This window comes from Syntrophales bacterium (genome assembly GCA_023229765.1).
Classification (GTDB): Bacteria; Desulfobacterota; Syntrophia; order Syntrophales; family UBA5619; genus DYTH01.
The window spans coordinates 115251-138648 of the sequence record JALNYO010000004.1 but is presented as its reverse complement, the minus strand read 5'-3'; the positions used below and the strand labels follow the sequence as shown (position 1 = coordinate 138648).

At 53.7% G+C, this 23398-nt stretch carries 22 protein-coding genes and 7 tRNA genes; 27 read left to right on the top strand and 2 right to left on the bottom strand.

The window, feature by feature from the left end; all coding sequences use genetic code 11:
• Positions 1-4 precede the first annotated feature (4 nt).
• The 3 genes from M0P74_04155 to M0P74_04145 all read left to right on the top strand — a co-directional run bounded on the left by M0P74_04155 (position 5) and on the right by M0P74_04145 (position 3411).
• Positions 5-505 (top strand): hypothetical protein, encoded by a 501-nt coding sequence (locus tag M0P74_04155; GenBank protein MCK9362779.1) that lies wholly within the window; start codon positions 5-7, stop codon positions 503-505.
• A 26-nt stretch (positions 506-531) separates the two neighbouring features.
• Positions 532-2958 carry a C10 family peptidase gene (locus M0P74_04150; protein MCK9362778.1) on the top strand — a complete coding sequence of 809 codons (2427 nt, stop codon included), beginning with the start codon at positions 532-534 and terminating at the stop codon, positions 2956-2958.
• Between the two features lie 99 nt (positions 2959-3057).
• On the top strand, positions 3058-3411 hold the full coding sequence (locus M0P74_04145; GenBank protein ID MCK9362777.1) for a helix-turn-helix domain-containing protein: 354 nt from the start codon (positions 3058-3060) through the stop codon (positions 3409-3411).
• A gap of 22 nt (positions 3412-3433) precedes the next feature.
• Here the strand turns inward: M0P74_04145 and M0P74_04140 are convergent.
• Positions 3434-3510: transfer RNA gene (locus tag M0P74_04140), tRNA-Arg, on the bottom strand.
• Positions 3511-3661: 151 nt separating this feature from the next.
• Here M0P74_04140 and rfaE1 point away from each other — a divergent pair.
• The 7 genes from rfaE1 (at position 3662) to M0P74_04105 (ending at position 9203) form a co-directional block, all read left to right on the top strand.
• Positions 3662-4672: a D-glycero-beta-D-manno-heptose-7-phosphate kinase gene (gene rfaE1 / locus M0P74_04135; protein ID MCK9362776.1), complete on the top strand. Its 1011-nt coding sequence runs from the start codon at positions 3662-3664 to the stop codon at positions 4670-4672.
• The gene (locus tag M0P74_04130; GenBank protein ID MCK9362775.1) at positions 4669-5226 is read left to right on the top strand and encodes a DUF4416 family protein; all 558 of its coding nucleotides are present in this window, start codon (positions 4669-4671) and stop codon (positions 5224-5226) included. Before rfaE1 ends, M0P74_04130 begins: the two co-directional genes overlap by 4 nt.
• On the top strand, positions 5223-6107 hold the full coding sequence (locus M0P74_04125; protein ID MCK9362774.1) for a YicC family protein: 885 nt from the start codon (positions 5223-5225) through the stop codon (positions 6105-6107). The genes M0P74_04130 and M0P74_04125 overlap by 4 nt, the downstream gene beginning before the upstream one ends.
• Positions 6100-6717 carry a guanylate kinase gene (gene gmk, locus M0P74_04120; GenBank protein ID MCK9362773.1) on the top strand — a complete coding sequence of 206 codons (618 nt, stop codon included), beginning with the start codon at positions 6100-6102 and terminating at the stop codon, positions 6715-6717. Before M0P74_04125 ends, gmk begins: the two co-directional genes overlap by 8 nt.
• Before the next feature lie 119 nt (positions 6718-6836).
• The gene (gene rpoZ, locus M0P74_04115) at positions 6837-7109 is read left to right on the top strand and encodes a DNA-directed RNA polymerase subunit omega (GenBank protein ID MCK9362772.1); all 273 of its coding nucleotides are present in this window, start codon (positions 6837-6839) and stop codon (positions 7107-7109) included.
• A 60-nt stretch (positions 7110-7169) separates the two neighbouring features.
• Positions 7170-7991 carry a 23S rRNA (guanosine(2251)-2'-O)-methyltransferase RlmB gene (gene rlmB, locus M0P74_04110; protein MCK9362771.1) on the top strand — a complete coding sequence of 274 codons (822 nt, stop codon included), beginning with the start codon at positions 7170-7172 and terminating at the stop codon, positions 7989-7991.
• A gap of 3 nt (positions 7992-7994) precedes the next feature.
• Positions 7995-9203, top strand: coding sequence for a type II secretion system F family protein (locus M0P74_04105; protein MCK9362770.1), 1209 nt, complete (start codon positions 7995-7997; stop codon positions 9201-9203).
• 16 nt (positions 9204-9219) lie between these two features.
• Here the strand turns inward: M0P74_04105 and M0P74_04100 are convergent.
• Positions 9220-9296, bottom strand: a tRNA-Pro gene (locus M0P74_04100).
• A gap of 131 nt (positions 9297-9427) precedes the next feature.
• Here M0P74_04100 and M0P74_04095 point away from each other — a divergent pair.
• From M0P74_04095 to rpsG, 17 genes are all read left to right on the top strand, one after another.
• Complete coding sequence (locus M0P74_04095) at positions 9428-9844, top strand: DUF1178 family protein (protein MCK9362769.1); 417 nt, start codon at positions 9428-9430, stop codon at positions 9842-9844.
• 126 nt (positions 9845-9970) lie between these two features.
• Positions 9971-10046, top strand: a tRNA-Thr gene (locus tag M0P74_04090).
• Positions 10047-10074: 28 nt separating this feature from the next.
• A tRNA-Tyr gene (locus M0P74_04085) sits at positions 10075-10159 on the top strand.
• A gap of 57 nt (positions 10160-10216) precedes the next feature.
• Positions 10217-10292, top strand: a tRNA-Gly gene (locus tag M0P74_04080).
• A 122-nt stretch (positions 10293-10414) separates the two neighbouring features.
• A tRNA-Thr gene (locus M0P74_04075) sits at positions 10415-10490 on the top strand.
• Between the two features lie 22 nt (positions 10491-10512).
• On the top strand, positions 10513-10662 hold the full coding sequence (rpmG, locus tag M0P74_04070; GenBank protein MCK9362768.1) for a 50S ribosomal protein L33: 150 nt from the start codon (positions 10513-10515) through the stop codon (positions 10660-10662).
• A gap of 25 nt (positions 10663-10687) precedes the next feature.
• Positions 10688-10764 (top strand) — tRNA-Trp (locus M0P74_04065).
• A gap of 45 nt (positions 10765-10809) precedes the next feature.
• A complete protein-coding gene (secE, locus tag M0P74_04060; protein ID MCK9362767.1) occupies positions 10810-11025 on the top strand; it encodes a preprotein translocase subunit SecE in 216 nt (71 codons plus the stop codon).
• A 4-nt stretch (positions 11026-11029) separates the two neighbouring features.
• Positions 11030-11560 (top strand): transcription termination/antitermination protein NusG, encoded by a 531-nt coding sequence (gene nusG, locus M0P74_04055; protein ID MCK9362766.1) that lies wholly within the window; start codon positions 11030-11032, stop codon positions 11558-11560.
• 52 nt (positions 11561-11612) lie between these two features.
• Complete coding sequence (gene rplK, locus M0P74_04050; GenBank protein ID MCK9362765.1) at positions 11613-12035, top strand: 50S ribosomal protein L11; 423 nt, start codon at positions 11613-11615, stop codon at positions 12033-12035.
• Positions 12036-12057: 22 nt separating this feature from the next.
• Positions 12058-12756 (top strand): 50S ribosomal protein L1, encoded by a 699-nt coding sequence (gene rplA, locus M0P74_04045; GenBank protein MCK9362764.1) that lies wholly within the window; start codon positions 12058-12060, stop codon positions 12754-12756.
• Positions 12757-12964: 208 nt separating this feature from the next.
• Entirely contained in the window at positions 12965-13489 is a 525-nt protein-coding gene (rplJ, locus tag M0P74_04040) for a 50S ribosomal protein L10 (protein ID MCK9362763.1), read from the top strand.
• A 29-nt stretch (positions 13490-13518) separates the two neighbouring features.
• A complete protein-coding gene (gene rplL / locus M0P74_04035; protein ID MCK9362762.1) occupies positions 13519-13902 on the top strand; it encodes a 50S ribosomal protein L7/L12 in 384 nt (127 codons plus the stop codon).
• A gap of 181 nt (positions 13903-14083) precedes the next feature.
• Positions 14084-18172, top strand: a complete 4089-nt coding sequence (rpoB, locus tag M0P74_04030) for a DNA-directed RNA polymerase subunit beta (GenBank protein MCK9362761.1) — start codon at positions 14084-14086, stop codon at positions 18170-18172.
• Between the two features lie 99 nt (positions 18173-18271).
• Positions 18272-22423: a DNA-directed RNA polymerase subunit beta' gene (gene rpoC / locus M0P74_04025; GenBank protein MCK9362760.1), complete on the top strand. Its 4152-nt coding sequence runs from the start codon at positions 18272-18274 to the stop codon at positions 22421-22423.
• Positions 22424-22526: 103 nt separating this feature from the next.
• Entirely contained in the window at positions 22527-22898 is a 372-nt protein-coding gene (gene rpsL / locus M0P74_04020) for a 30S ribosomal protein S12 (protein MCK9362759.1), read from the top strand.
• Positions 22899-22913: 15 nt separating this feature from the next.
• On the top strand, positions 22914-23387 hold the full coding sequence (gene rpsG / locus M0P74_04015) for a 30S ribosomal protein S7 (GenBank protein ID MCK9362758.1): 474 nt from the start codon (positions 22914-22916) through the stop codon (positions 23385-23387).
• Positions 23388-23398: the final 11 nt, after the last annotated feature.

Here is a 23398-nt window from a genome sequence, read left to right as displayed (position 1 = left end):
GCCGATGAAAAACAAGCTATTGGCCATTATTATGGCCTTTTGTGTATTAGCGCCCCTTGCCGATTTTGCTGGCGCCCAGACCGACGGGCGGGAGATCGACGCCGTCCTTACCGCGGCGGAAACCTTCTTCGTGAAACTAAGGGCAAAGGAATACAAAACGGTTTGGGGCCTCCTGACCGAGAAGTCCCAGGAAACAATTGTCAAGGATACGGATAAGAGCCTTGCCAAATCAGCAGTCAAGCATACCCGGGAGGAAATAACCGCTGACTTCAACCGAGGCGGGCCTGTTGCCGAGGCCTACTGGCAGGGTTACCTCAGCACCTTTGACCCTGATACGGTACTCAGTCAGAGCGCCTGGAGCATGGGCCTGCTGAAAAAGGACCGCGCGGAGATAAATCTTCTCTATAAGAAAGCGGAGAAGCCGGCGGTTCTCAAGATGTCCAGGGAAAAAGGTGTGTGGAAGGTGGGGCTGGTCGAGGCCTTCTGGTCGCGAAACCCGGATTGAAATGCAGGCATAAAAGGGGGAAAGCCATGCGGCCAGAAAATGGCTTCGGCATCATTAAAGGTTTGTCGCGGGCGCTGTGCCTGTTTATTTTACTTGTTGCAGCGGCGCCGCTGCAAGCCGCCGGCGATCAGGCGACAATCGCCTCAAACTTCCTGAAATTCCTCGGGAGCGACAAAAAAATCTCCTCCGAGGAGATCGTGGAAAGGAGCCTCCTCGCTCCGGCGCTTGCCCCCGTTCCGGTGGCCCATCTCTTTAAATTGGAAGGAGGCGGCTATATCCTCGTCTCCACGGAGCGGAGCATTTCCCCGGTCAAGGCCTACTCGCTGGCCGGCGAATTTGCCGCCCTTCCCGAGCCCTACCGGAAGGCGATCCTTGATGAGTTGGAGCTGCGCGTTAGAGTCGCCTCGCTGCCAGCCGCCGACCGAGCGCCCCAGGCAGTGGGCACGTCCGAGACGGAAGCAAGGTGGGATTTTCTCCTTCGCTTCGATGCGCTGCGTCAACCGCTGGCCGTCTATACGCCCGGCAGCTATCTTCTCAGCACCCACTGGGCTCAGGACTATCCTTACAACAAGTTTCTGCCTGCATCTCAAGGTCAAAACGTCCTTGCCGGTTGCGTGAATGTGGCCGTAGGACAGATTATGCGGTACCACAAACATCCTGCCTCGGCAACGGGAGTGCTTTCCTATACCTGGAACGACCAGAACCTCAAGACCATCCTGTACCACAGTTACAACTGGGACAACATGCCCGATAAACTGGATGGGACCATCCCGGAGTATCAGACCGACGAAGTGGCCCTCCTGATGCGGGATCTCGGTGTTGCCAACCACACCAATTTCGGGCTAACCGATTCGGCAGCCTTCTTTTCTTCCGATACCCTGGTGGAGAATTTTGGCTATTCCACTTCGCTGTCCATGAAGGACAACACGACGGATTATGCGGGTTTTCTTGCGACACTGAAGGGCGAGTTCGACGCGGAGCCTCCGCGGCCGCTCCTTTTGGGCCTGCCCAACCATATGGTCGTGATCGACGGCTACTCTGACGACCCCTCAGGCCGGAAGGCCCACCTCAATATGGGCTGGGGCGGAAGTTGGGACGATTTCTATTTCCTGGATCTGCCGGTGCCTAAGGGAAACGACGCCTTTTTTGATACGAGCGCGGGCCAACTCTCCATCCATTATAATATCAAACCCTGTACGAGCGGCGGCGACTGTTACGTCAACCTCGAGGCGGTCGATGAGGCAAACGGCCTGGACATCACGGGCAATTTCGACAAGGACAAAGATAAGGATTTTTATGAATTCTATCTGAAAGGCGAAACTTCATTCAGCGCGACGCGGGGTTACAGCAACGTTGCTTTTTATGTGACCTTCATGAATCCGGCGGACGGAAGCGTGGTTTTTGCGCTGGCCGACCCTGAGGAGCCCGATAGCGCCAACAAGTCGATCCCTGTCGGCAATCTGCCGGCCGGGAAATACCAGGTGCGGGCGTCTCTCTGCAACGACATCGGCTGGTGTTACTCGCGCGACGATAACTTCAATCAGTATACGGTGACGCTGACATCGGGAACGCTGAGCGCCGAGGAAAAGGCTGCCGTCGACCAGGGCCTGAACAAGCTGCCGGTGATCGGCAACGACTTGCCGGATCTTATCCTCAATACGTCTCCGCCGGAGGTGCGGCAGATCCTGATCGATGCCCGTGACGAGAACAACGATGTCATTACGTTGTCCGTTGAGAACACCAATCCGGCCGCGGTCACGGCGGTTCTGAACGGCAAGATCCTCGAACTCACGTCAACGGGGACGGCAAAGGTAGCGAGCCGGATTGTGGTCACGGCCTCGGCAAACGGCCAGAGCGCGCAAAAAGCCTTCCTGGTCATGACGGACAACGGCCAGACGGCCTTCGGCAAGTCTTTTACGGTCAGCGGGACCTTCGCTAACCAGAGTGATGTGCAAACCCGCCAGGTGATTCTTGACGGCGCATGTACAATCTCGGGATATAACGGCTACTCAAATCAGGCCTTTTTTTCCTCCGTGCTCGATGCAGCGGGCACGGCGATCACGCCGGCTGCGGATGTGACAATTGATCAATCATTCAACCGCGGTCTCTATCAGCTCTGGACATCTCTCGAAAATAAGATCGGCAATTACTATGAATATCAGTCCAATGTGAACGACAAATATGTTTTTACAGTCAATTGCCCGGCGGCGGATGTAAACCCTGTAACGATCGCCGGACTCCTGGGGATCGATCTTTCAGGGACTATCGGGGCGGGAGATCTGAATGGGGACGGAGCGGTAAACATGGCTGACGCCGTTTTGGCCCTGCAGTTGCTCTCCAACATGGACATGACCGGCAAGACGATCTATCTCCGGGGCGACGCGGACGGCAATGGCAAAATCGCCCCAGCCGATATTGTCTTCATCCTGCAAAAGACAGCCGACCTCCGATAGACGTCGGATGGCCCTTACGCAGCCATCCAACACGAGGCAATGGACGACGTGAAAGACGCTTGACCCTTCCCAGAAAAGAGAGACGGATGGGGGTGATTTATGTGGGAACCCACGAAGGCGCACCCTACCAAAAGCATTGAAATATTCATGATTGGCCCGGAGGCGAACAAGGTCCAGGCCATAGACGCTCTCATGTCATTTGGTTTTTCGGAGACGTCTGGTTCTATCCCGTGGCGTGATGCCTTCTCTGATCTTTCCGATGACGCTCTGATTGGCCATATCCTTTCCGGCGCCAGGCACAAGGCAGGGTTGTCGCAGAAACAGCTTGCCGATATGACGGGCGTGCATCAGCGGCACATAAGCGAAATGGAGAACTGTCGGCGGACCATCGGCAAGAAGAACGCAAAGCTCTTCGCCAAAGCCCTGGATACGGATTATCGGGTGTTTCTGTAAAAAAGACCTGCCCCCCGATTTTTGGTGCCCCTGCTGAGATTCGAACTCAGGGCCTGCGGATTAGGAATCCGACGCTCTATCCATCTGAGCTACAGGGGCGTGAAGTTGATCGCGCGCCTTCCTAACATGCTTTCTGCATGGTGTCAATAAGCTTGCCGCTTCAGAAAAAGCATTGACAAAACTGTCCCCAAATAATAAAAGCATCAGGTTTTAAAAGACTTTTTGCGTCGCAAAGAAGACGGGAGCGGTAATGAAGAACGTTTTGAGTAGCAAACGGGCTCTGGAGATTATTGAAAAGTTTCCCCGCGCGCGGGTGCTGGTGATCGGCGACATAATGGCCGACCACTTTATCTGGGGCGCCGTGTCGCGTATCTCACCCGAGGCGCCGGTTCCCGTAGTGGATGTAAAGAAGGAAAGCTTTATGCTCGGCGGCTGCGCGAATGTTTTCAATAACATAGCGGCAATGGGCGGACAGGCGGCGCTGGCGGGGGTGATTGGCCCCGACGACAGCGGCAGGCGCCTGCTTCGCGATCTGGGCAACAGGGGTCTGGAGACAAGAGGCGTCATTGTCGAGGAAGAGCGTCCGACAACGCTGAAAACGCGGATTGTCGCGCACGGACAGCAGGTGGTCCGGTTCGACCGCGAAGATCGCCGGATGATCAGTGAATCTACAATTCGTGCGATCACTGCCTATGTAGAGTCGTTGCGCGACGAGCTGGGGGCGCTGGTGATCTCCGATTATAACAAGGGTGTGGTTGTCCGGCCGCTTCTTGACGGGATAAGGAAGGCAATTGCCGGCCGGGCGATTGTCACCTGCGTTGATCCGAAGCAGCGGGATTTTTCTCTGTACGACGGCTTTGACATCATCACCCCCAATCACCACGAGGCGGGGCTGGCTGCCGGCGCAGAGATAACGGGCGCCGATGATCATATCCGCGTCGGGGAGAAACTCCTGCAGGAGAACAATTTCAAGGCCTTACTGATGACAAGGGGAGAGGCGGGGATGAGCCTCTTCGAAAAAACGGGGTCTGACGCCCGCAAAAACTCGCCGCTGCGGCACACGGAATTTCCGACGCAGGCAAGGGAGGTTTTTGATGTGACCGGCGCCGGCGATACGGTGATCGGCGTGCTGGCCCTCTGTCTGGCCGCCGGGGCCTCTTTTAGGGAGGCGGCGTATCTGGCGAATCACGCCGCGGGGATCGCCGTAGGCAAGGCCGGCACGGCAACGGTCAGCGCCGACGAATTGAAAAGGGTTTTATGAGCGCCCCGCAGAGGCCGCCGCAAGTCAAGCTGGTGGCGAGCATTTTTTCCGGTGATATCGGCATCATCGGCACTGTCGTGGAGGCAATGTCGGAAAAATATGGGCAGGCCGACTATATCAGCGCCCCGCTTTTATTTTCGTACACGGACTATTACGAAAAGGAGTTCGGGGGTTCCCTGATCCGGCGTTTTGTCGCCTTCGAGCGTCTTGTCGAGCCGGAAACGCTACCGGATGTGAAGCTGTGGACCAATGCGCTGGAAAGTAGTTTTGCGGCGGGAGAAAAGAGGCGCGTCAACATCGATCCCGGCTATCTGGCCTGCGCCCACCTGATTTTGGCCACAGGGAAGGGGTATTCGCACCGGCCCTATTTGAGGGACGGGATCTACGCCGATTTGACGCTGATCTACCAGAAAGGGGCGTTTCAGGTTCTTCCCTGGACCTACCCTGATTACGCCGCGGGCGAGATGATCGGGATTTTGACCCGGATTCGGGAAAAGTATCTGTTGCAGCTCCGGGGTGGGACCGCAGAGAATAAAGAACAGGAGTCTGAATGACTAAAAGCATGACGGGATACGGCAAGGCGGAGGGGGTTGTCTCCGGGAAAAAATTCACGGTGGAGATGAAGTCGGTCAATCACCGGTTTCTGGAGATATCGCTCCGGATGCCGCAAATTTTGTTTTCGCTGGAAGCGGAGATAAAAAGGCGGATGGGGGAGAGGTTTTCCCGGGGCAAGATTGATGTCTCGATCCGGGCGGATGGCAATGGCGACGTCGAAGGCGAGACTTGCCTCGCGCTGAACATGCCGCTTGTCCGCAATTATTACGCCCTGCTGAACCAGTTGAAGGAAGAACTCAATATAACCGAAGAAATTTCGCTATCTACCATTACCGGCCTGCGAGACGTCTTTATGCCCGTCGAGGCAGCCGAGGAGGCAGCGGATCTGTGGGGGGGATTTTCCCCGATCCTCGACGAGGCGATTAACAATCTCTCCGCAATGCGGGAGAAAGAGGGGGAGAGCCTGATGCTCGACCTGCGGAATCGCCTGGAGATAATTTCCGGTTTTCTGGAGGGAATCGCTGTCCGGGTCCCGGAAGTGGTACTGGATTATCAAAAGCGGCTCTCCGAGCGGATAAGGGAACTGACTGCCGGGGTGGAGCTGGACGAGTCCCGGCTGCTGCAGGAAGTGGCGATAATGGCCGAAAAGAGCGATATTACCGAAGAGATCGTGCGTTTCCGCAGTCATATTGAGCAGTTTTCCGAGCTGCTGACGGGCGGGGACGCGGCCGGCCGGAAGATAGATTTCCTGCTGCAGGAGATGGGCCGGGAGGTCAACACAATCGGCTCCAAGAGCGGGGATGTGGGGATAGCCCGCCTGGTAGTTGAGATCAAGAGCGAACTGGCAAAGTTGCGGGAGCAGGCGCAGAACATTGAGTGATGAAGCGAAAAAGTTGCCCGGCTTGCTGATGGTGGTATCGGCCCCTTCCGGGGCGGGCAAGACTTCGGTTTGCCGCAGGGTGATGAGGCAGTTCCCCGAGCTCCATTTCTCCGTCTCCGTGACGACAAGAAAGCCGCGCCCCGGCGAGAGCGCGGGGAAGGACTACAATTTTGTTTCCGTCGAGGAATTCCGGGCAATGATCGCCCGCGACGAGTTTGTCGAATGGGTGGAAAATTACGGACATTTCTATGGAACCGCGAAAAAGACAATGGACGACTTTCTGGAGCGGGGCGGCGATCTGCTTTTGGACATCGAGCCGCGGGGGGCCAAAGAGATCCGCAAACGCTATCCCCGCGGGGCTTTTGTTTTCATCCTTCCCCCCTCCCTTGCCGAGTTGCGAAAACGGCTGGCCAAAAGGGGGGAAAGCGCGGAGGTGTTGGAACGGCGGCTTGCGGCTTCTGTTAGTGAAATAAAGGAAGCGATGTGGTATGACTACATCATCGTCAATGAAAAAATTGAAGAAGCGGTGGAGAGATTCCGGGCGATTTATCTTGCCGAGAAAAGCAGGCGGGATCGCTACGCAGAGAAGATCGACTCGTTTTTCAAATAAACCCCATGCCTGTGGGGCACAACGAAGCATGAAAATCCCCCCTTGCCCCCCTTTGGCAAAGGGGGGATGGGGGGATTTTCATACAAAGAAATTATTGAAAAAATGGAGGTTTACAGTATATGGCAAGAGTTACCGTAGAAGATTCATTGAAGAAGGCAAAGAACCGCTTTGCCCTTGTTTTATTGACCTCGCAACGCACCAAGCAGATTATGAAGGGGTCGCATACGCTTGTTGATCCTGGAAACAACCGGGAGATTGTGACCGCCCTCAGGGAAGTCGCCGCGGGGAAGGTATATTACGCGAAGCCTGAATATCTGGAAATCGTTAAGGATAATTACAAAATTGTTCCCCACGATACGGAATTCATCGGCGATGACGACGATCTGGAATGAGGTCGGAAAGCAGAGCTTTGCGATGCCCTGCGGCGATAGTTGGCCAAGCAGGCGGTTATTTTGCCGGATGCGGATCGCGGAGAGAGTTGGGAATTTTGCAATGCAGGGGCACGGTATGCCGTGCCCCTGCGTGAATTGAGGATTGTCATGCAGCTTACCTACGGCATTAACCCGCTCCTTGAGGGTCTTCTTTCCCAACCCCCGGTTTTTGAGAAGATTTTAATCGCCCGGGGGCGGGGCGGTGAAGAGCTGCCAAAAATCCTCGCTCTGGCCCAGAAGGCCGATGTTCCCGTTGAATATGTGGGGCGGGAAGCCATAGAAAAGCTGGCCCCGAAGTGCGTCCACCAGGGAATACTGGGTCTGGGCCGTGAGCATGAGTATGCCGCGCTTGAAGACGTGGTTGTCAACCGTCATCCGGGAAACAGCCATGACCTGGTGATTCTGCTGGACGGCGTCGCCGATCCCCGCAATCTGGGCGCCGTGATCCGCACGGCTCATTGCCTGGGGGCAAACGGGGTTGTCATCCCGGAAAACCGCGCCGCTTCAATTACCGCCTCTGCCGTCAAAGCCTCCGCGGGCGCTGCGGAACTTTTACCCGTGGCCCGGGTTGTCAATCTTGTGCGGACAATCGAATATTTAAAGGACGCAGGCTTCTGGATCTACGGCGCCGACGCGGAAGCAGGGAAGGATATTAGTTCACTTGCTTACGACGGCAATGTTGCCTTGGTGATGGGAAGCGAAGGGCGGGGGATCCGGCCGCTTATCCGCAAAAATTGCGATTTTCTGATTTCCGTGCCGATGCGGGGGAGGGTGACTTCGTTAAACGTTTCTGTTGCAACCGGGGTGATTCTTTTTGAGATTCTCAGAAAGTGGGGGCATTGAGCTATGCCGGTATTTCTATGGCAGGCGGAAACAAAAAAGGGCGAAACAAAAAAGGGGGAGATGGAGGCGGCCGATGAGGCGGCAGTGCGGGGCAGGCTGCGCCGGCAGGGGCTCAAGGTGGGGAAGGTAAAGGCCAAGCCGAAGGATCTTTTCGAAAACATTGCATTTTTTCAGCAAAAAATTACCGAAAAGGACGTGGTGGTATTCTCCCGGATCTTCGCGACGATGATCAACGCGGGCCTGCCTTTGATGCAGTGCCTCGATATCCTCGGCGCGCAGGAGCAGAATAAAACCTTCGCCAAGGTGATCAAGGGGATGAAGGACGACATCGAAGCCGGCTCGACCCTGACGGACGCCCTTAAAAAATATCCCAAAATATTCGACCAGTTGTTTGTGAATCTTGTGGCCGCCGGAGAGAGCGGCGGCATCTTGGATGTGATCCTCCAGCGTCTTTCCAGCTACATGGAAAAGGCGATGAAGCTGAAAAGCAAGGTTAAAGGCGCGATGACCTACCCGATCAGCGTCCTGGGGATTTCTTTCGGGGTCATTGCGCTTTTGCTGCTGAAGGTTATCCCCGTCTTTCAGAAAATGTTTGAGGGGATGGGCTCTGCGCTCCCGGGCCCGACGCAGTTTCTTGTGGATGCCAGCGCCGCTGCCCAGAGTTACTTCATTTATGTGATAATTGGCATCGCTGCGTTCGTTTACGCCTTCAAAATGTACTACAAAACGGAGAAGGGAACGCTGACGGTTGACGCCCTTATCCTGAAAATGCCGGTTTTTGGGCCTTTGCTCAAGAAGGTGGCCGTGGCCAAATTTACCAGAACGCTCTCGACGATGATGTCAAGCGGCGTTCCCATTATGGAAGGCCTTGATATAGTAAGTAAAACATCAGGAAATAAGATAATCGAAAATGCCATAATGAAGACAAGGCAAAGTATCGGCGAAGGAAAAACGATTGCCGAGCCGCTGATGGAAACGGATATCTTCCCGCCGATGGTGGTGCAGATGATTGCGGTTGGCGAGGCCACCGGCGCGCTGGACACCATGCTCTCCAAAATTGCGGACTTCTACGACGACGAGGTTGATGAGGCGGTAAACGCCATGACGGCCCTGCTGGAGCCTTTTATGATGGTGTTTCTCGGCGGAGTGGTCGGCGGCATGATTATCGCCATGTACCTGCCGATCTTCAAGATGGCGGCTGTGGTCGGATAGGTTGCGGGAAAAAAAATGGTCGGGATGGCGCGATTTGAACGCGCGACTCCTGCGTCCCGAACGCAGTGCCCTACCAAGCTGGGCCACATCCCGACTGTGGGGGCTAATAAACGATTTGTGCGGAATTGTCCATCATTTTTTTGAGCTGCTGCGCCCTAAATTGCATATTAACGATTATAATATACCGCAATAATTGACATATATTTTTTACGGGGATTACTGTTTTGATTATCTACGAACTTGAGTGCATAAATAATCACCGGTTTGAAGGCTGGTTCAAGGAGCGCCACGCCTTTGAGGAACAGAAAAAGGACAGGCAAATTATCTGCCCTGTTTGTGGAAATACCGATATTTTATTGGCCCCGTCGCCGGTTGCGATCGGCGGGCGTCAGCCGGCGTCGCTTTCCCGGGAGATAAAAGAGGGGCGGGAATCGCTGAAAATTATCCGCAACATTCGGGAATATTTAAATAAAAATTTCGATGATGTCGGCGACAGGTTTGCCGATGTTGCCCTGAAGATGCACAGTGGGGAGGAGAAGGCGCGCAATATAAAAGGGGTGACCACCGAGGGCGAAGAAGAAACACTGAAGGAAGAAGGGGTGCAGTTCATAAAAATCAGACTTCCCAGGTATGACGGTTGACTGCGGCGTCATTCAAAGTAATACGCAAAAAAATAATAAAAAATTTCTTGACAAACTTGGACATTAAAATTAGTATCCCGGTTTCTATGGGGGCGGATTATTGCCTCTGTGGTGGCGAGGAATGCCGCTGGCGTAGCTCAATCGGTAGAGCAGCTGATTTGTAATCAGCAGGTTGCGGGTTCAAGTCCCATCGCCAGCTCCAGGTATGTTTGGATTTGTTGTTCAGTTACGGAGGGGTTCCCGAGCGGTCAAAGGGAGCAGACTGTAAATCTGCCGGCGAAGCCTACGGAGGTTCGAACCCTCCCCCCTCCACCAATTGCCGCAGATTGGGGTTTCCCCAAAACGACGGCAAATTGTTATGAACGGTGATTGGCGGGAGTAGCTCAGGGGCTAGAGCGTCAGCCTTCCAAGCTGAGGGTCGCGGGTTCGAATCCCGTTTCCCGCTCCAATTTTTTGATGAGTTGCTTTCCGCTTCTTTAAGAGGCGCGCGCATTAGTGTTAGTGATCCGGTTTTTCTGGCTGGCGCCGGCACTAAGGATTGCAAGGGCGGAGCTTCTCAGGTTTTGATATGCCCACGTAGCTCAGTCGGTAGAGCACATCCTTGGTAAGGATGAGGTCACCAGTCCGATCCTGGTCGTGGGCTCCATTTATGTAAGGTGGTTTGATAAATGAGAAATATTATTACATTGGCATGTGCAGACTGCAAACATCGCAATTATACGACGACTAAAAACAAAAGAACGATGCAGAACAAGTTTGAGATCAAAAAATACTGCAAGTTCTGCCGGTGTCATACGCTGCACAAGGAAACAAAATAACGAAGCGCCGCGGTTTATTTAAAACAGGCCAGTAGCTCTAATGGATAGAGCGCCGGACTCCAAATCCGGATGCTGGGGGTTCAAGTCCCTCCTGGCCTGCCAAGTTTATTATCATGATTCCGGCGATGATGTTGAGAGGGTTATTGAATGGACAAGATTATCAGCAAGATAAAGGTAATTCTGGAGAAGACGAGGCAGTTTTTGTCCAGCTCCAGCGCTGAATTAAAAAAGGTTGTCTGGCCCACACCCAAGCAGACCCTGGCATCAACTTCGGTGGTAGTAATAGTCGTAATAATTGTGTCTGTTTTTTTGGGGATTGTGGATTTCGGCTTGAGCAAGATTGTAAGACTGGTACTGGGTTGATAAAATGGCTTTAAGATGGTACGTTGTCCACACCTATTCCGGCTATGAGAACAAGGTAAAGCTTTCTCTGCAGGAGCGGGTGGATAAGTCGGGGAAACAGGAATTCTTTTCGGATATCCTCATTCCGGAAGAGAATGTCGTCGAGTTGATCTCGGGCGAGAAGAAGACCTCCAAAAGGAAGTTTTTCCCCGGCTATATACTGGTCCGGATGGAGCTGAACGATGAGACCTGGCACATTGTCAAGGATACGCCGAAGGTGACAGGGTTTATCGGCGCGAAAGACAAGCCGTCGCCCATTCTGGATAAGGATGTCGAAAATCTGATAACCAGGATCGATGAGGGGACGCTGAAACCGAAACCGAAGTTCAAGTTCGATGTCGGCGATCATGTGCAGATCATCGATGGACCTTTCACAAATTTTGACGGCTTTATTGATGAGCTTAAACCAGAAAAAGGGAAGCTGCGGGTTATTGTCAGCATCTTTGGTCGTTCAACGCCGGTAGAGCTTGATTTTATTCAGGTAATGCAGGTTTAAAGGTTTTACGGACGGCGCTTGATAAATTCATAAATAGACAAGGGTGATCATAATGGCGAAGAAGGTTATAGCAAACATAAAACTTCAGATAAAGGCGGGGAAGGCCACCCCATCTCCTCCGATTGGCCCGGCTCTCGGTCAGCATGGAGTCAATATCATGGAATTCTGCAAGGCGTATAACGCCATGACGCAGAGCCAGGAGGGGATGATTGTTCCGGCTCTCATTACCGTGTATGCCGACCGTTCCTTTACCTTTGTGACCAAGACGCCGCCGGCATCGGTACTGCTGAAGCAGGCGGCAAAGATAGCCAAGGGTTCAGGGGATCCGAAGCGGGTAAAAGTCGGGGATGTGACTAAGCAGCAGGTGCGTGAGATAGCAGAGCTGAAATTGAGCGACCTCAACGCGATCGATGTAGAGGGCGCCATCCGCATTGTTGCCGGTACGGCGAGATCAATGGGGATTGAAATTATCTAAGCTTTTTATTTGAGGTTTGATCATGGCGAAAAGAGGCAAGAAATATTCAGCGGCGAGGCAGAAAATCGATGCAGCCAATCGCTACGCTGTGCAGGAGGCAATGGAGCTTGTGGTGGGGGCGACAACCGCAAAATTTGACGAGACCGTTGATGCTGCCATCAGGTTGGGAGTAAATCCCGCGCACGCGGATCAGATGGTCCGGGGTTCGGTTGTTCTTCCTAACGGTTTGGGAAAAAAGGTGCGGGTGCTGGTCTTTGCCAAGGGCGATAAGGAAAAAGAGGCTCTGGATGCTGGCGCCGATTTTGTAGGGGCGGATGATATAGTTGAAAAGATCAAAGGCGGCTGGCTGGATTTCGATCGGGTTATCGCCACGCCTGATATGATGGGAAACGTCGGCAAGCTGGGCAAGATACTTGGCCCCCGCGGCCTGATGCCGAACCCGAAGGTCGGGACTGTGACCTTTGATGTGGCCAATGCGGTGGCTGAGCTGAAGGCGGGCCGGGTCGAGTTTCGCGTCGAAAAGGCGGGGATAGTCCATTGTCCGGTCGGAAAAATCTCATTCGGCGCCGAAAAGCTCAAAGAGAACTTCATGGCTTTGCTGGAGATGATTCAGAAGCTTAAGCCGGCCTCGAGCAAGGGCATTTACCTGCGCAGCATTTCCCTTTCTTCGGTAATGGGGCCAGGGGTAAAGGTAGATCCGCTCTCGGTTCGCAATCTCTAAACCGGGTTTTTATGGGCGGATAACTTTTTAATATTGTGTCTGAGACAGCGGGTACGTTACGTTTAAACATTTGCGGTTGGCCTGCCGAGACATTGGGATGAGCGGTTGTTTATTGAACCGGAGAGTATCCTGTATGTTGCTTGTGTTCTCTGACTCTAACAAGGCTTCGTTTTGAAGCGGGGAAGTTAAAAAGGAAGGAGGCTGAATATTGGATCGGGGAACTAAAGAGCAAATTGCTGCTGAGCTGCACGAAAGACTGAAGGATTTCAAGATAGCCGTTTTAGCCGGTTACAGCGGGATGGATGTCGCGAAAATGACGGCGCTGAGGGTGGCGTTGCGCAAGTCGAATGTTGAGTTGCGGGTTGTCAAGAATACGCTTCTGTCCATTGCGTCCCGGGGGACCGAGTTAAGCGTCTTGGAGGAACAGTTTCGCGGACCTCTGACGGTGGCGATCGCCCACGGCGATGAGGTTGACGCAACGAAGACGCTGATCGATTTCGCCAAGAAAAACGAGAAGCTCCAGATAAAGGCCGCGGTTATGGGAGGAAGAGCGCTCACTGCCGCGCAGCTTGCAGTTCTTGCCGAGCTGCCGAGCCGCGAGGTACTCTTGGGGCAACTGCTTTCGGTGATGGTCGCCGCCCAGACATCCCTTGTGAGGGTGCTGAGTGGGGTTCCGAGGGATTTCGTGCAAGTTCTTAATGCGTATAAAGAAAAGAAGGCATCTGCAAACTAAAAATATTACATACAGGAAGGAATAAGAAAATGGCTACTGAGATTACTAAGGATGATGTCGTAAAGTTCATTGAGGGGATGACGGTTCTGGAGCTTTCGGAACTTGTGAAGGAATTGGAAGAGAAATTGGGCGTAAGCGCCGCCGCGCCTGTGGCAATGATGGCTGCTGGCCCCGCTGCCGCTGCGGCCCCGGTTGAGGAGAAAACCGAATTTGACGCAGTGCTTACCGGGTTCGGCGATCAGAAGATCCAGGTTATAAAGGTTGTGCGCGCCATCACCGGCTTGGGGCTGAAAGAGGCGAAGGATTTGGTTGAGGCCGTTCCCAAACCGATCAAGGAAGCCGTTTCCAAGGACGAAGCTGCCGATATCAAGAAGAAGATAGAGGAAGTCGGCGGGACGGTGGAAGTAAAGTAGCAAAAGGCAATACGCGGATGCTTCCTGGTCCGTGCTGGTTATCTTGTGCAGTGGGTGGGATTATGAATCCCTGAAAAAACGATTTTCCTGCTAAAGCGGCGGGATGAATTGTTGGGGGTTCATGTCCCATATCGCTATTGGTGGAAAAGAAATCTCTGACGGCTGAGGCCGAAAGGATATTATGGAAGAATTCAGAAAAAGTTTTGGCCGCATCAGGCGGATACTCGATATCCCCAACCTGATCGATATTCAGACTGATTCATACCGGAAGTTTCTTCAGGAAACGATGGATCCGGACAAAAGGGGAAACACCGGGCTGCAGGCTGCCTTCAGAAGTGTTTTTCCGATTTCCGATTTCAGCGGCAAATGCTCCCTGGAGTTTGTCAGTTATAAAATCGGCGCGCCCCGCTACGATGTGCCGGAGTGCGTCCAGAAGGGGATGACCCTGGCGGCGCCGCTGAAGATAGTTGTCCGGCTGGTTGTCTATGATGTCGAAAGGAATACGGAGCCCAAGGCCATTCGCGACATCAAGGAGCAGGAGATCTATTTCGGCGAGATTCCGCTGATGACCGAAAACGGAACCTTTATTATCAACGGGACGGAAAGGGTCATTGTCAGCCAGCTCCACCGTTCGCCGGGCATCTTTTTCGACAGCGACAAGCTGAAAACCCAATCCACCGGCAAGGTCATGTACTCCTCCCGGGTTATTCCCATCCGAGGGTCCTGGCTGGATCTGGAATTTGATTCCAAGGATCTGCTGTATGTACGCATCGATCGCCGCCGAAAAATGCCGGTGACGATTCTGCTGAAGGCGATGGGGAATTCCACCGAGGCAATCCTTGCTTATTTTTACAACATAGACCGTGTAGATATTGAAGGAGGCAATTTTTTTGTCGCGGTGAACGATTCGCTGCTCGGCTGGAAGGCGCCTTTCGATGTGGTTGCGAAAGGCGGCGAGGTTGTCGTCAAGAAGGGGCGGAAGTTTACTAAGCCTTTGATCCACAGGCTGATCGATTCCGGGGAGGTCAGAATACCTCTGAACGAAGAGGAAATGATCGGCCGCGTTCTTGCCACCGATGTTCTCGACCGGCAGACCGGCGAGGTGCTGCTCAAATGCAATGATGAGTTGAGCGCGGAGGGGCTGAATCAGCTGCGGGGGGGTAATGTCGATTCGGTGCGGTTCGTCAACATGGGCGAAGACAAAGAAACCTCTTCGATTAGAAACACCCTGCTGATGGATCGGATCGAATCGGTTGAAGACGCGATTATTGAGATCTACAGACGCTTGCGGCCCAGCAATCCTCCCACTGCGGAAACCGCGGCGAAATTTTTCCGCAGCCTGTTTTTTGCGCCGGAAAACTACGATTTGTCCGATGTCGGAAGGGCAAAACTTAATTATAAACTCCATCTCGATGTTCCGAAGGATGTGACAGTGCTCCGCAATGACGATATCATGTCGGCGGTCAAGTACCTGATCGACCTGAAGAACGGCGCTCCGGAATGCAGCGTGGACGATATCGATCACCTCGGCAACCGGCGTGTGCGCTCCGTTGGGGAATTGATAGAGAACCAGTACCGCATCGGCCTGGTCCGGATGGAGAGGGCAATCAAGGAAAAGATGACGCTGCAGGACATCGAAACAATGATGCCCCACGACCTCGTCAACGCAAAACCGGTTTCGGCCATTGTCAATGAATTTTTCGGCAGCAGCCAGCTTTCCCAGTTCATGGATCAGACCAATCCGCTTTCCGAAATCACCCACAAACGGCGGTTGTCCGCTTTGGGGCCGGGGGGATTGACGCGGGAAAGGGCCGGATTCGAGGTGCGGGATGTGCATCCCTCCCATTACGGCCGCATTTGCCCGGTAGAGACCCCGGAAGGGCCGAATATCGGGTTGATTGTTTCTCTGAGTACCTTTGCCCGGGTAAATGAGTTCGGGTTTATCGAAACGCCGTACCGGGTCGTGGAAAACGGGAAGGTGTTCGACGATATAAAGTATCTGACGGCAATCGAAGAGGAAAATCTGGTTATTGCCCAGGCGGACAGGCCGCTTTCCAGCGACGGCAGATTTACGGAACAGCTTATTCCCGCGCGCCGAGGCCCGGATTTCCTGGCCGTCGTTCCCGAAGAAGTGAGCATGATGGACGTATCGCCCACCCAGCTCGTCAGCGTGGCGGCGACCCTGATTCCCTTTTTGGAGCACGATGACGCCAACCGGGCGCTGATGGGGTCAAACATGCAGCGGCAGGCCGTTCCCCTGATGGCGCCGGAGGTGCCGATTGTCGGAACGGGGATGGAACTGTACGTTGCCCGTGATTCGGGCGCGGTCGTGGCGGCGCGCCGTGATGGCGTTGTGGAAAGCGTTGACGCTGCCCGCATCGTGGTGAAAAGCAGCAATCCGGAAAAGGACAGCCTTGATACCGGTGTGGATATCTATAACCTGATCAAATATAAACGCTCCAACCAGGACACCTGCTTCAACCAGAAGCCCCTTGTGAACAAGGGGCAGAAGGTCCGCAAGGGCGAAATCATCGCCGATGGTCCCGCTACCGATAAAGGGGAACTGGCGCTGGGAAGAAATGTCATGGTGGCCTTTATGTCCTGGGGCGGCTACAACTATGAAGATTCCATCCTTGTTTCCGAGCGGATCGTCAAGGACGACATCTTTACGTCGATTCATATAGAAGAATTTGAGGTGATGGCGCGGGATACCAAGCTGGGGAAAGAGGAGATTACCCGCGACATCCCAAATCTCGGCGAAGATGTCATGAAGAATCTTGACGACAGCGGGATTGTCAGCATGGGTGTGGCGGTGAAGCCCGGCGATATCCTGGTCGGCAAGATTACCCCGAAAGGGGAGACGCAGCTTTCCGCCGAGGAAAAATTGCTCCGCGCCATCTTTGGGGAAAAGGCCAGCGATGTCCGCGATACCTCTTTGCGGGTTCCGCCTGGGGTAGAGGGCACGGTAATCGACGCCAAGATATTTTCCCGCAAAGGCACAGAGCGGGACAGCCGCTCCAAGTATATAGAAGCAGAGGCGATCAATCAGATTAAACAGGATCGGGATGAAGAACTCCAAATCATCACCGAGGGCGTCAAAACCCAGATATTTGAGCTGCTGATCGGCAAAAAAACTGCCGAGAAGGTTGTTGACCCGAAGAAAAAACGGATTCTTCTTAAAAAGGGAGAGACAATTACCGAAGAGATCATTGAAAAGACCGATATTGAAACCTGGCGGGAGGTAGCGCTGGAGGGCGCCGAGGAGACGGAAAAACAGATCGGCATTCTTTACAGCAATCTCTCCCGGAAAAAAGAATTTGTTAATGCCTATTTTGACGGTAAAATCGAAAAACTCACCGCCGGCGATGAGTTGCCGCCGGGCGTAATAAAGCTGGTTAAGGTTTATGTAGCCATCAAGCGGAAGCTCTCCGTCGGGGACAAGATGGCTGGCCGTCACGGAAACAAGGGTGTTCTTTCGCGGATACTGCCAGAGGAGGATATGCCCTATCTGCAAGACGGCACGCCGGTGGATATCGTTCTGAACCCGCTGGGCGTCCCCTCCCGGATGAATGTGGGACAGATTCTGGAGACGCATCTGGGGCTGGCGGCCAAGGGGATGGGGGAGAAGATCAATCTGCTGCTGGAGGAGAATCGCGGGATTGAGCAAATAAAAAAAGAGATGAAGAAGGTTTACTCCTCCCCGCAGTTTGATTCTTTCCTCAAAAAGGCCGATGACAGTGAGATCATTGACTTTGCCCGCCGCCTCAAGCGGGGCGTCCTGGTTGCCACCCCCGTTTTTGACGGGGCGGATGAAAAAGATATAAACATGATGTTGAAGGCTGCCGATTTACCCGAGTCCGGGCAGACGGTGTTGTATGACGGCAGAACCGGCGAGCCTTTCAGTCAGAAAATCACCGTCGGCATCATTTACATGCTGAAACTGCACCATTTGGTTGACAACAAGATTCATGCGCGGTCGATCGGCCCCTATTCGCTGGTTACCCAGCAGCCCCTGGGCGGGAAGGCGCAGTTCGGCGGGCAGAGACTCGGCGAGATGGAGGTATGGGCGATCGAGGCTTACGGCGCCGCCTACACCCTTCAGGAATTTCTCACGGTAAAGTCCGATGATGTCGCCGGCAGAACCCGCATTTATGAAGCGATAGTCAAGGGAGAACATACATTCGAGCCTGGTCTGCCGGAGTCTTTCAATGTTCTGGTCAAAGAGTTGCAGAGCCTCTGCCTGGATGTTGATCTGATAGAGGAAAAATAGCTTAAGCTTCAGGATCCGCTCAAGCTTATCCGCTTGAGAATGATGCCGCACAGCATGTTTGCGGCGCCCTTAACTTTGGCTTATTAGGAGATATAATCCGTGGAAGACGTTTTTAGTTATTTTGAAAAACCTAAAGATCCGATCAGGTTTAACGCGATCAAGATATCCATTGCCTCGCCGGAGCAGATAGTTGCCTGGTCGCGCGGCGAGGTCAAGAAGCCTGAGACCATCAACTACAGAACCTTCAAGCCGGAGCGCGACGGGCTGTTCTGTTCGAAGATATTTGGTCCGGTAAAGGATTACGAATGCCTTTGCGGACGCTACAAAAGGATGAAGCATCGCGGCGTGGTCTGTGAAAAGTGCGGCGTGGAGGTCACCCAGTCCAAGGTCCGCAGGGAGAGGATGGGCCATATCACGCTGGCGACGCCGGTTGCCCATATCTGGTTTCTGAAGAGCTTGCCGAGTCGCATCGGCAATATCCTCGACCTTACCCTGAAGGATCTGGAAAGGGTTCTTTATTTCGAGGCGTGGATTGTTCTTGATCCGAAAAAAACCCCTCTGGCCAAACAGGATATCCTGACCGACGAAGAGTTGTACGATTTACGTGAGCAGTACGGGTATGACTCCTTTGAGGTAGGCATCGGCGCCGAGGCGATCCGAATTCTTTTGCAGCAGGTCGATCTCGATGGGCTGGTTGAAGAGCTGCGCTCGGAACTCAAGACCTCCGTTTCGGAGACCAAAAAGAAGAAGTGCATAAAACGATTGAAGATTGCCGAGGCGCTCAGAAAGTCCGGAAACAAGCCGGAGTGGATGGTGCTGACGGTGCTCCCCGTTTTGCCCCCGGATCTGCGTCCGCTTGTACCCCTTGACGGCGGCCGGTTCGCCACCTCGGATCTGAATGATCTCTATCGCCGGGTCATCAATAGAAACAACAGGTTAAAGCGCCTCATGGAGCTCAATGCCCCGGAAATCATTGTCCGCAATGAAAAGCGGATGCTGCAGGAGGCGGTTGACGTCCTGTTCGACAACGGCCGGCGGGGGCGGGCGATTACCGGCACCAACAAGCGGCCGCTTCGTTCCCTGTCCGATATGCTCAAAGGCAAGCAGGGGAGATTCAGACAAAATCTCCTCGGCAAGCGGGTGGATTATTCGGGACGTTCCGTCATTACCGTCGGTCCGAACCTGAGACTGCACCAGTGCGGACTGCCCAAGAAGATGGCGCTTGAGCTCTTCAAACCGTTTATTTATCGACGCCTGCAGGAAAGAGGCTTTGTTACGACGGTCAAGAGCGCGAAGAAAATGGTGGAAAAGGAGGGGACGGAGGTTTGGGACGCCCTCGATGAGGTCGTGCGCGAATATCCGGTAATGTTAAACCGGGCGCCTACCCTCCATCGGCTGGGGATCCAGGCTTTCGAACCGATCTTGATCGAAGGGAAAGCCATTCAGCTTCATCCGCTGGTCTGTACGGCCTTCAACGCCGATTTCGACGGCGATCAGATGGCGGTGCATGTGCCTCTCTCCGTGGAGGCGCAAACCGAGGCGCGGGTTCTGATGATGTCAACTAACAATATTCTTTCCCCGGCCAATGGCATGCCGATAATAATCCCCAGCCAGGATATCGTTTTGGGCATCTATTTTCTCACGAGGATGCGCAGTGGCGTGCCGGGAGAGGGGATGAAATTCGCCGATCCCGCCGAGGTTCGCTCCGCGCTTGATGCCGGCGCCGTCGATCTGCAGGCGAAAATAACGGTTAGAGTTGATGGAGAGCTGAAAGAGACTACCGTCGGCCGGGTTGTCCTCTACGAGGTTGTGCCGGAAACAATCTCCTTCGACGCCGTCAACAAGGTAATGAACAAGAAGGAACTGGCCAATCTGATCAATAACTGCTACCGAGAAAGCGGGGTCAAGACCACGGTGCTGCTGGCCGATCGCCTGAAGGATATCGGGTTTAAATATGCGACAATCTCCGGTGTTTCCATCGCAATCCATAATATGGTCATCCCTGGGAACAAGAAAAAAATTGTCGATAAGGCCGACGGCGACGTTTTGGGAATCCAGAAGCAATACATGGACGGTTTGATTACCTACGGCGAGCGGTACAACAAGGTAATCGACATCTGGGCGCAGGCAACCGAGAAGATCGCCGAGGAGATGCTGGGCGGGATTACAACCGAGGAACGGGTCGGCGCCGACGGTAAAAAGACGAGGGGGGAAAGCTTCAATCCAATTCACATGATGGCCGATTCCGGGGCCCGAGGCAGCGCCGTTCAGATCCGTCAGTTGGCCGGCATGCGGGGACTTATGGCCAAGCCGTCCGGGGAAATTATCGAAACCCCGATCAGGGCCAATTTCCGGGAGGGGCTGACCGTTCTGGAGTACTTTATTTCCACCCACGGCGCCCGTAAGGGGTTGGCCGATACGGCTCTCAAGACGGCCAATTCGGGATATCTTACCCGTCGGCTTGTCGATGTTGCGCAGGATTCAATCATTTCCGAGCATGACTGCGGGACGATTGACGGGATCGATGTCATGGCGCTGATGGAAGGCGGCGAGATAATCGAAACTGCCGGCGAGCGGGTGCTGGGAAGGGTTGTGCTGGAAGATGTTCGCGATCCTTTTACCGGCGATATTCTGGTTGAGGCGAACCAGCCGATTGACGAGGCGCTTGCCAAAAAAATCGACGATGCCGGTATCGAGAAGGTAAGGATCAGATCGGTGCTGTCCTGTAAATCCAAACATGGCGTCTGCGCAATGTGTTATGGCCGGGATCTGGCTCATGGCCATCTTGTCAATATCGGCGAGGCTGTTGGAATAATTGCCGCCCAGTCGATTGGGGAACCAGGCACGCAGTTGACCATGAGAACATTCCATATCGGTGGAACCGCCAAGTTTGAAGAGCATTCCACCCTTGAGTCGAGACATGACGGGATTATCAAGTTTGTCAACCTCACTACGGTCAGACGGTCAACCGGCGAGCTGGCAGTTATGAACCGCAACGGCGAGGTGCATGTTCTCGATGAAAAGGGGAGAAGCAGAGGCAAATACACCGTTCCCTATGGCGCATACATTAAGGTAGAGGATGGAAGCCGGGTGTTCGGGCCGACCGATCAGAAAAAAGGCGATTTGATCGCCGAATGGGATCCCTTCTCCATTCCCATCCTTGCCGAGGTTGACGGAGTGGTCAAGTTCGGGGACATCATAGAAGGCAAGACCATGCAGGAGCAGGTTGACGAGGTAACCGGCCTGTCGCGGAAGATTATTGTCGAGTTCAAGGGAACGGACATGCGGCCGCGGGTTTCGATCAAGGACAGCAAGAACAGGACAGCAAAAGTTCCCGGAACGGATGCAGTTGCCCGGCATCTGTTGTCGCTGGGCGCCAATATCGTCGTTTCGGAAGGGGATGCAGTCAAGGCTGGCGACATTCTTGCCAAAATCCCACGGGAGACAACAAAAACAAAGGATATAACGGGTGGCCTCCCCCGGGTAGCCGAGCTTTTCGAAGCAAGAAAGCCGAAGGATTTTGCGGTGATCAGCGAGATAGACGGCGTGGTTTCCTACGGCAAGGATTCCAAGGGCAAACGCAAGGTGATCGTCACCCCCAGCACGGACGAGGAAAAGGAATACCTGATTCCCAAGGGAAAGCACGTCAGCGTTCAGGAGGGGGACCGGGTTGTGGCCGGAGAGGCGCTGATGGATGGGGTAAATAACCCCCACGATCTGCTGATGATAAAAGGCGAGAAGGCGCTCGCCCGTTACCTCGTGGATCAGGTGCAGGAGGTTTACAGACTGCAGGGCGTGAAAATCAATGACAAGCACCTCGAGGTGATCGTCCGCCAGATGCTGCGCCGTGTAATGATTAAAAGTCCTGGCGACACCTCGTTTATCGCCGATGAACAGGTGGATCGTCTTCGTTTTTCGGAAGAAAACGAAAGGGTCCTGGCTGCGGGAGGCACTCCGGCCCAGGGGGAACCGATCCTGATGGGGATTACAAAGGCGTCGCTGACCACGCAGAGCTTCATCTCCGCGGCCTCCTTCCAGGAGACTACGCGCGTTTTGACGGAAGCGTCCATTGCCGGAAAAACGGATTATCTGCTGGGATTGAAGGAAAACGTCATAATGGGCAGGCTGGTTCCCTCCGGGACGGGTCTTCCCATGTACAAAAAGTTGGGAATAAAGACGGAAATCAGCGATCCATTGCCGCTGACGGAAAGCAATTTTGATGATTTAGAGGTTGTAGAGCAGCAGGGGTGAAATTTACCGAGAAAATGCTTGACAACGATAGTGCAAGTTGATATTTAGTCGCTCTTTTACGGGTTCGGATAAATAAAGGGCGGGAGTTAAATCAGGAGGGTTAATGCCGACGATAAATCAATTAGTTCGAAAAGGGCGGTCCAAAATCAGCAGTAAAGCGACGACGCCCGCATTGGTTGGGTCTCCGCAGCGCAGGGGGGTGTGTGTCAGGGTTTACACCTCTACGCCCAAGAAGCCGAACTCGGCTTTAAGAAAGGTTGCCAGGGTTCGCCTGACAAGCGGGTACGAGGTGACTTCCTATATCCCGGGTGTGGGGCATAACCTTCAGGAGCATTCAGTTGTCCTGGTAAGAGGCGGACGCGTTAAGGATCTGCCGGGTGTGCGCTACCACATTATCAGAGGAACGCTGGATGCGGTTGGGGTTCAGGACAGGAAACAGGGAAGATCTAAATACGGCGCCAAGAGGCCAAGTTAAGCGGAGATAGAGGTTATGCCGAGGAGAAGAGAAGTTGCGAAAAGGGAGATACTCCCGGATCCAAAATACAATAACCAGCTTGTCGCCAAATTTGTAAATAATTTGCTCAAGTGTGGCAAGAAAAGCACGGCCGAGTCCATTTTGTACGGGGCTTTCGATATCATAGAAACAAAAATGAAGGATGCCGCGCCGGTAGATATTTTCGAAAAGGCTGTCAGCAATGTTAAGCCGATCATCGAGGTCAAATCCAGGCGCGTCGGCGGTTCAACCTATCAGGTGCCGACAGAGGTTAACCCTTCGCGCCGGTTAGCCTTGGGGATACGGTGGCTCATCTCCAACGCCAGGGAACGCTCAGAAAAAACAATGAGGGAAAAACTGGCCGGAGAGTTGATTGATGCCGCGAATAATCGCGGGGGAGCCATTAAAAAGAGAGAGGCCGTTCACAAGATGGCCGAGGCCAACAAGGCCTTTGCCCATTACAGATTTTAAGCAGTTCTGTC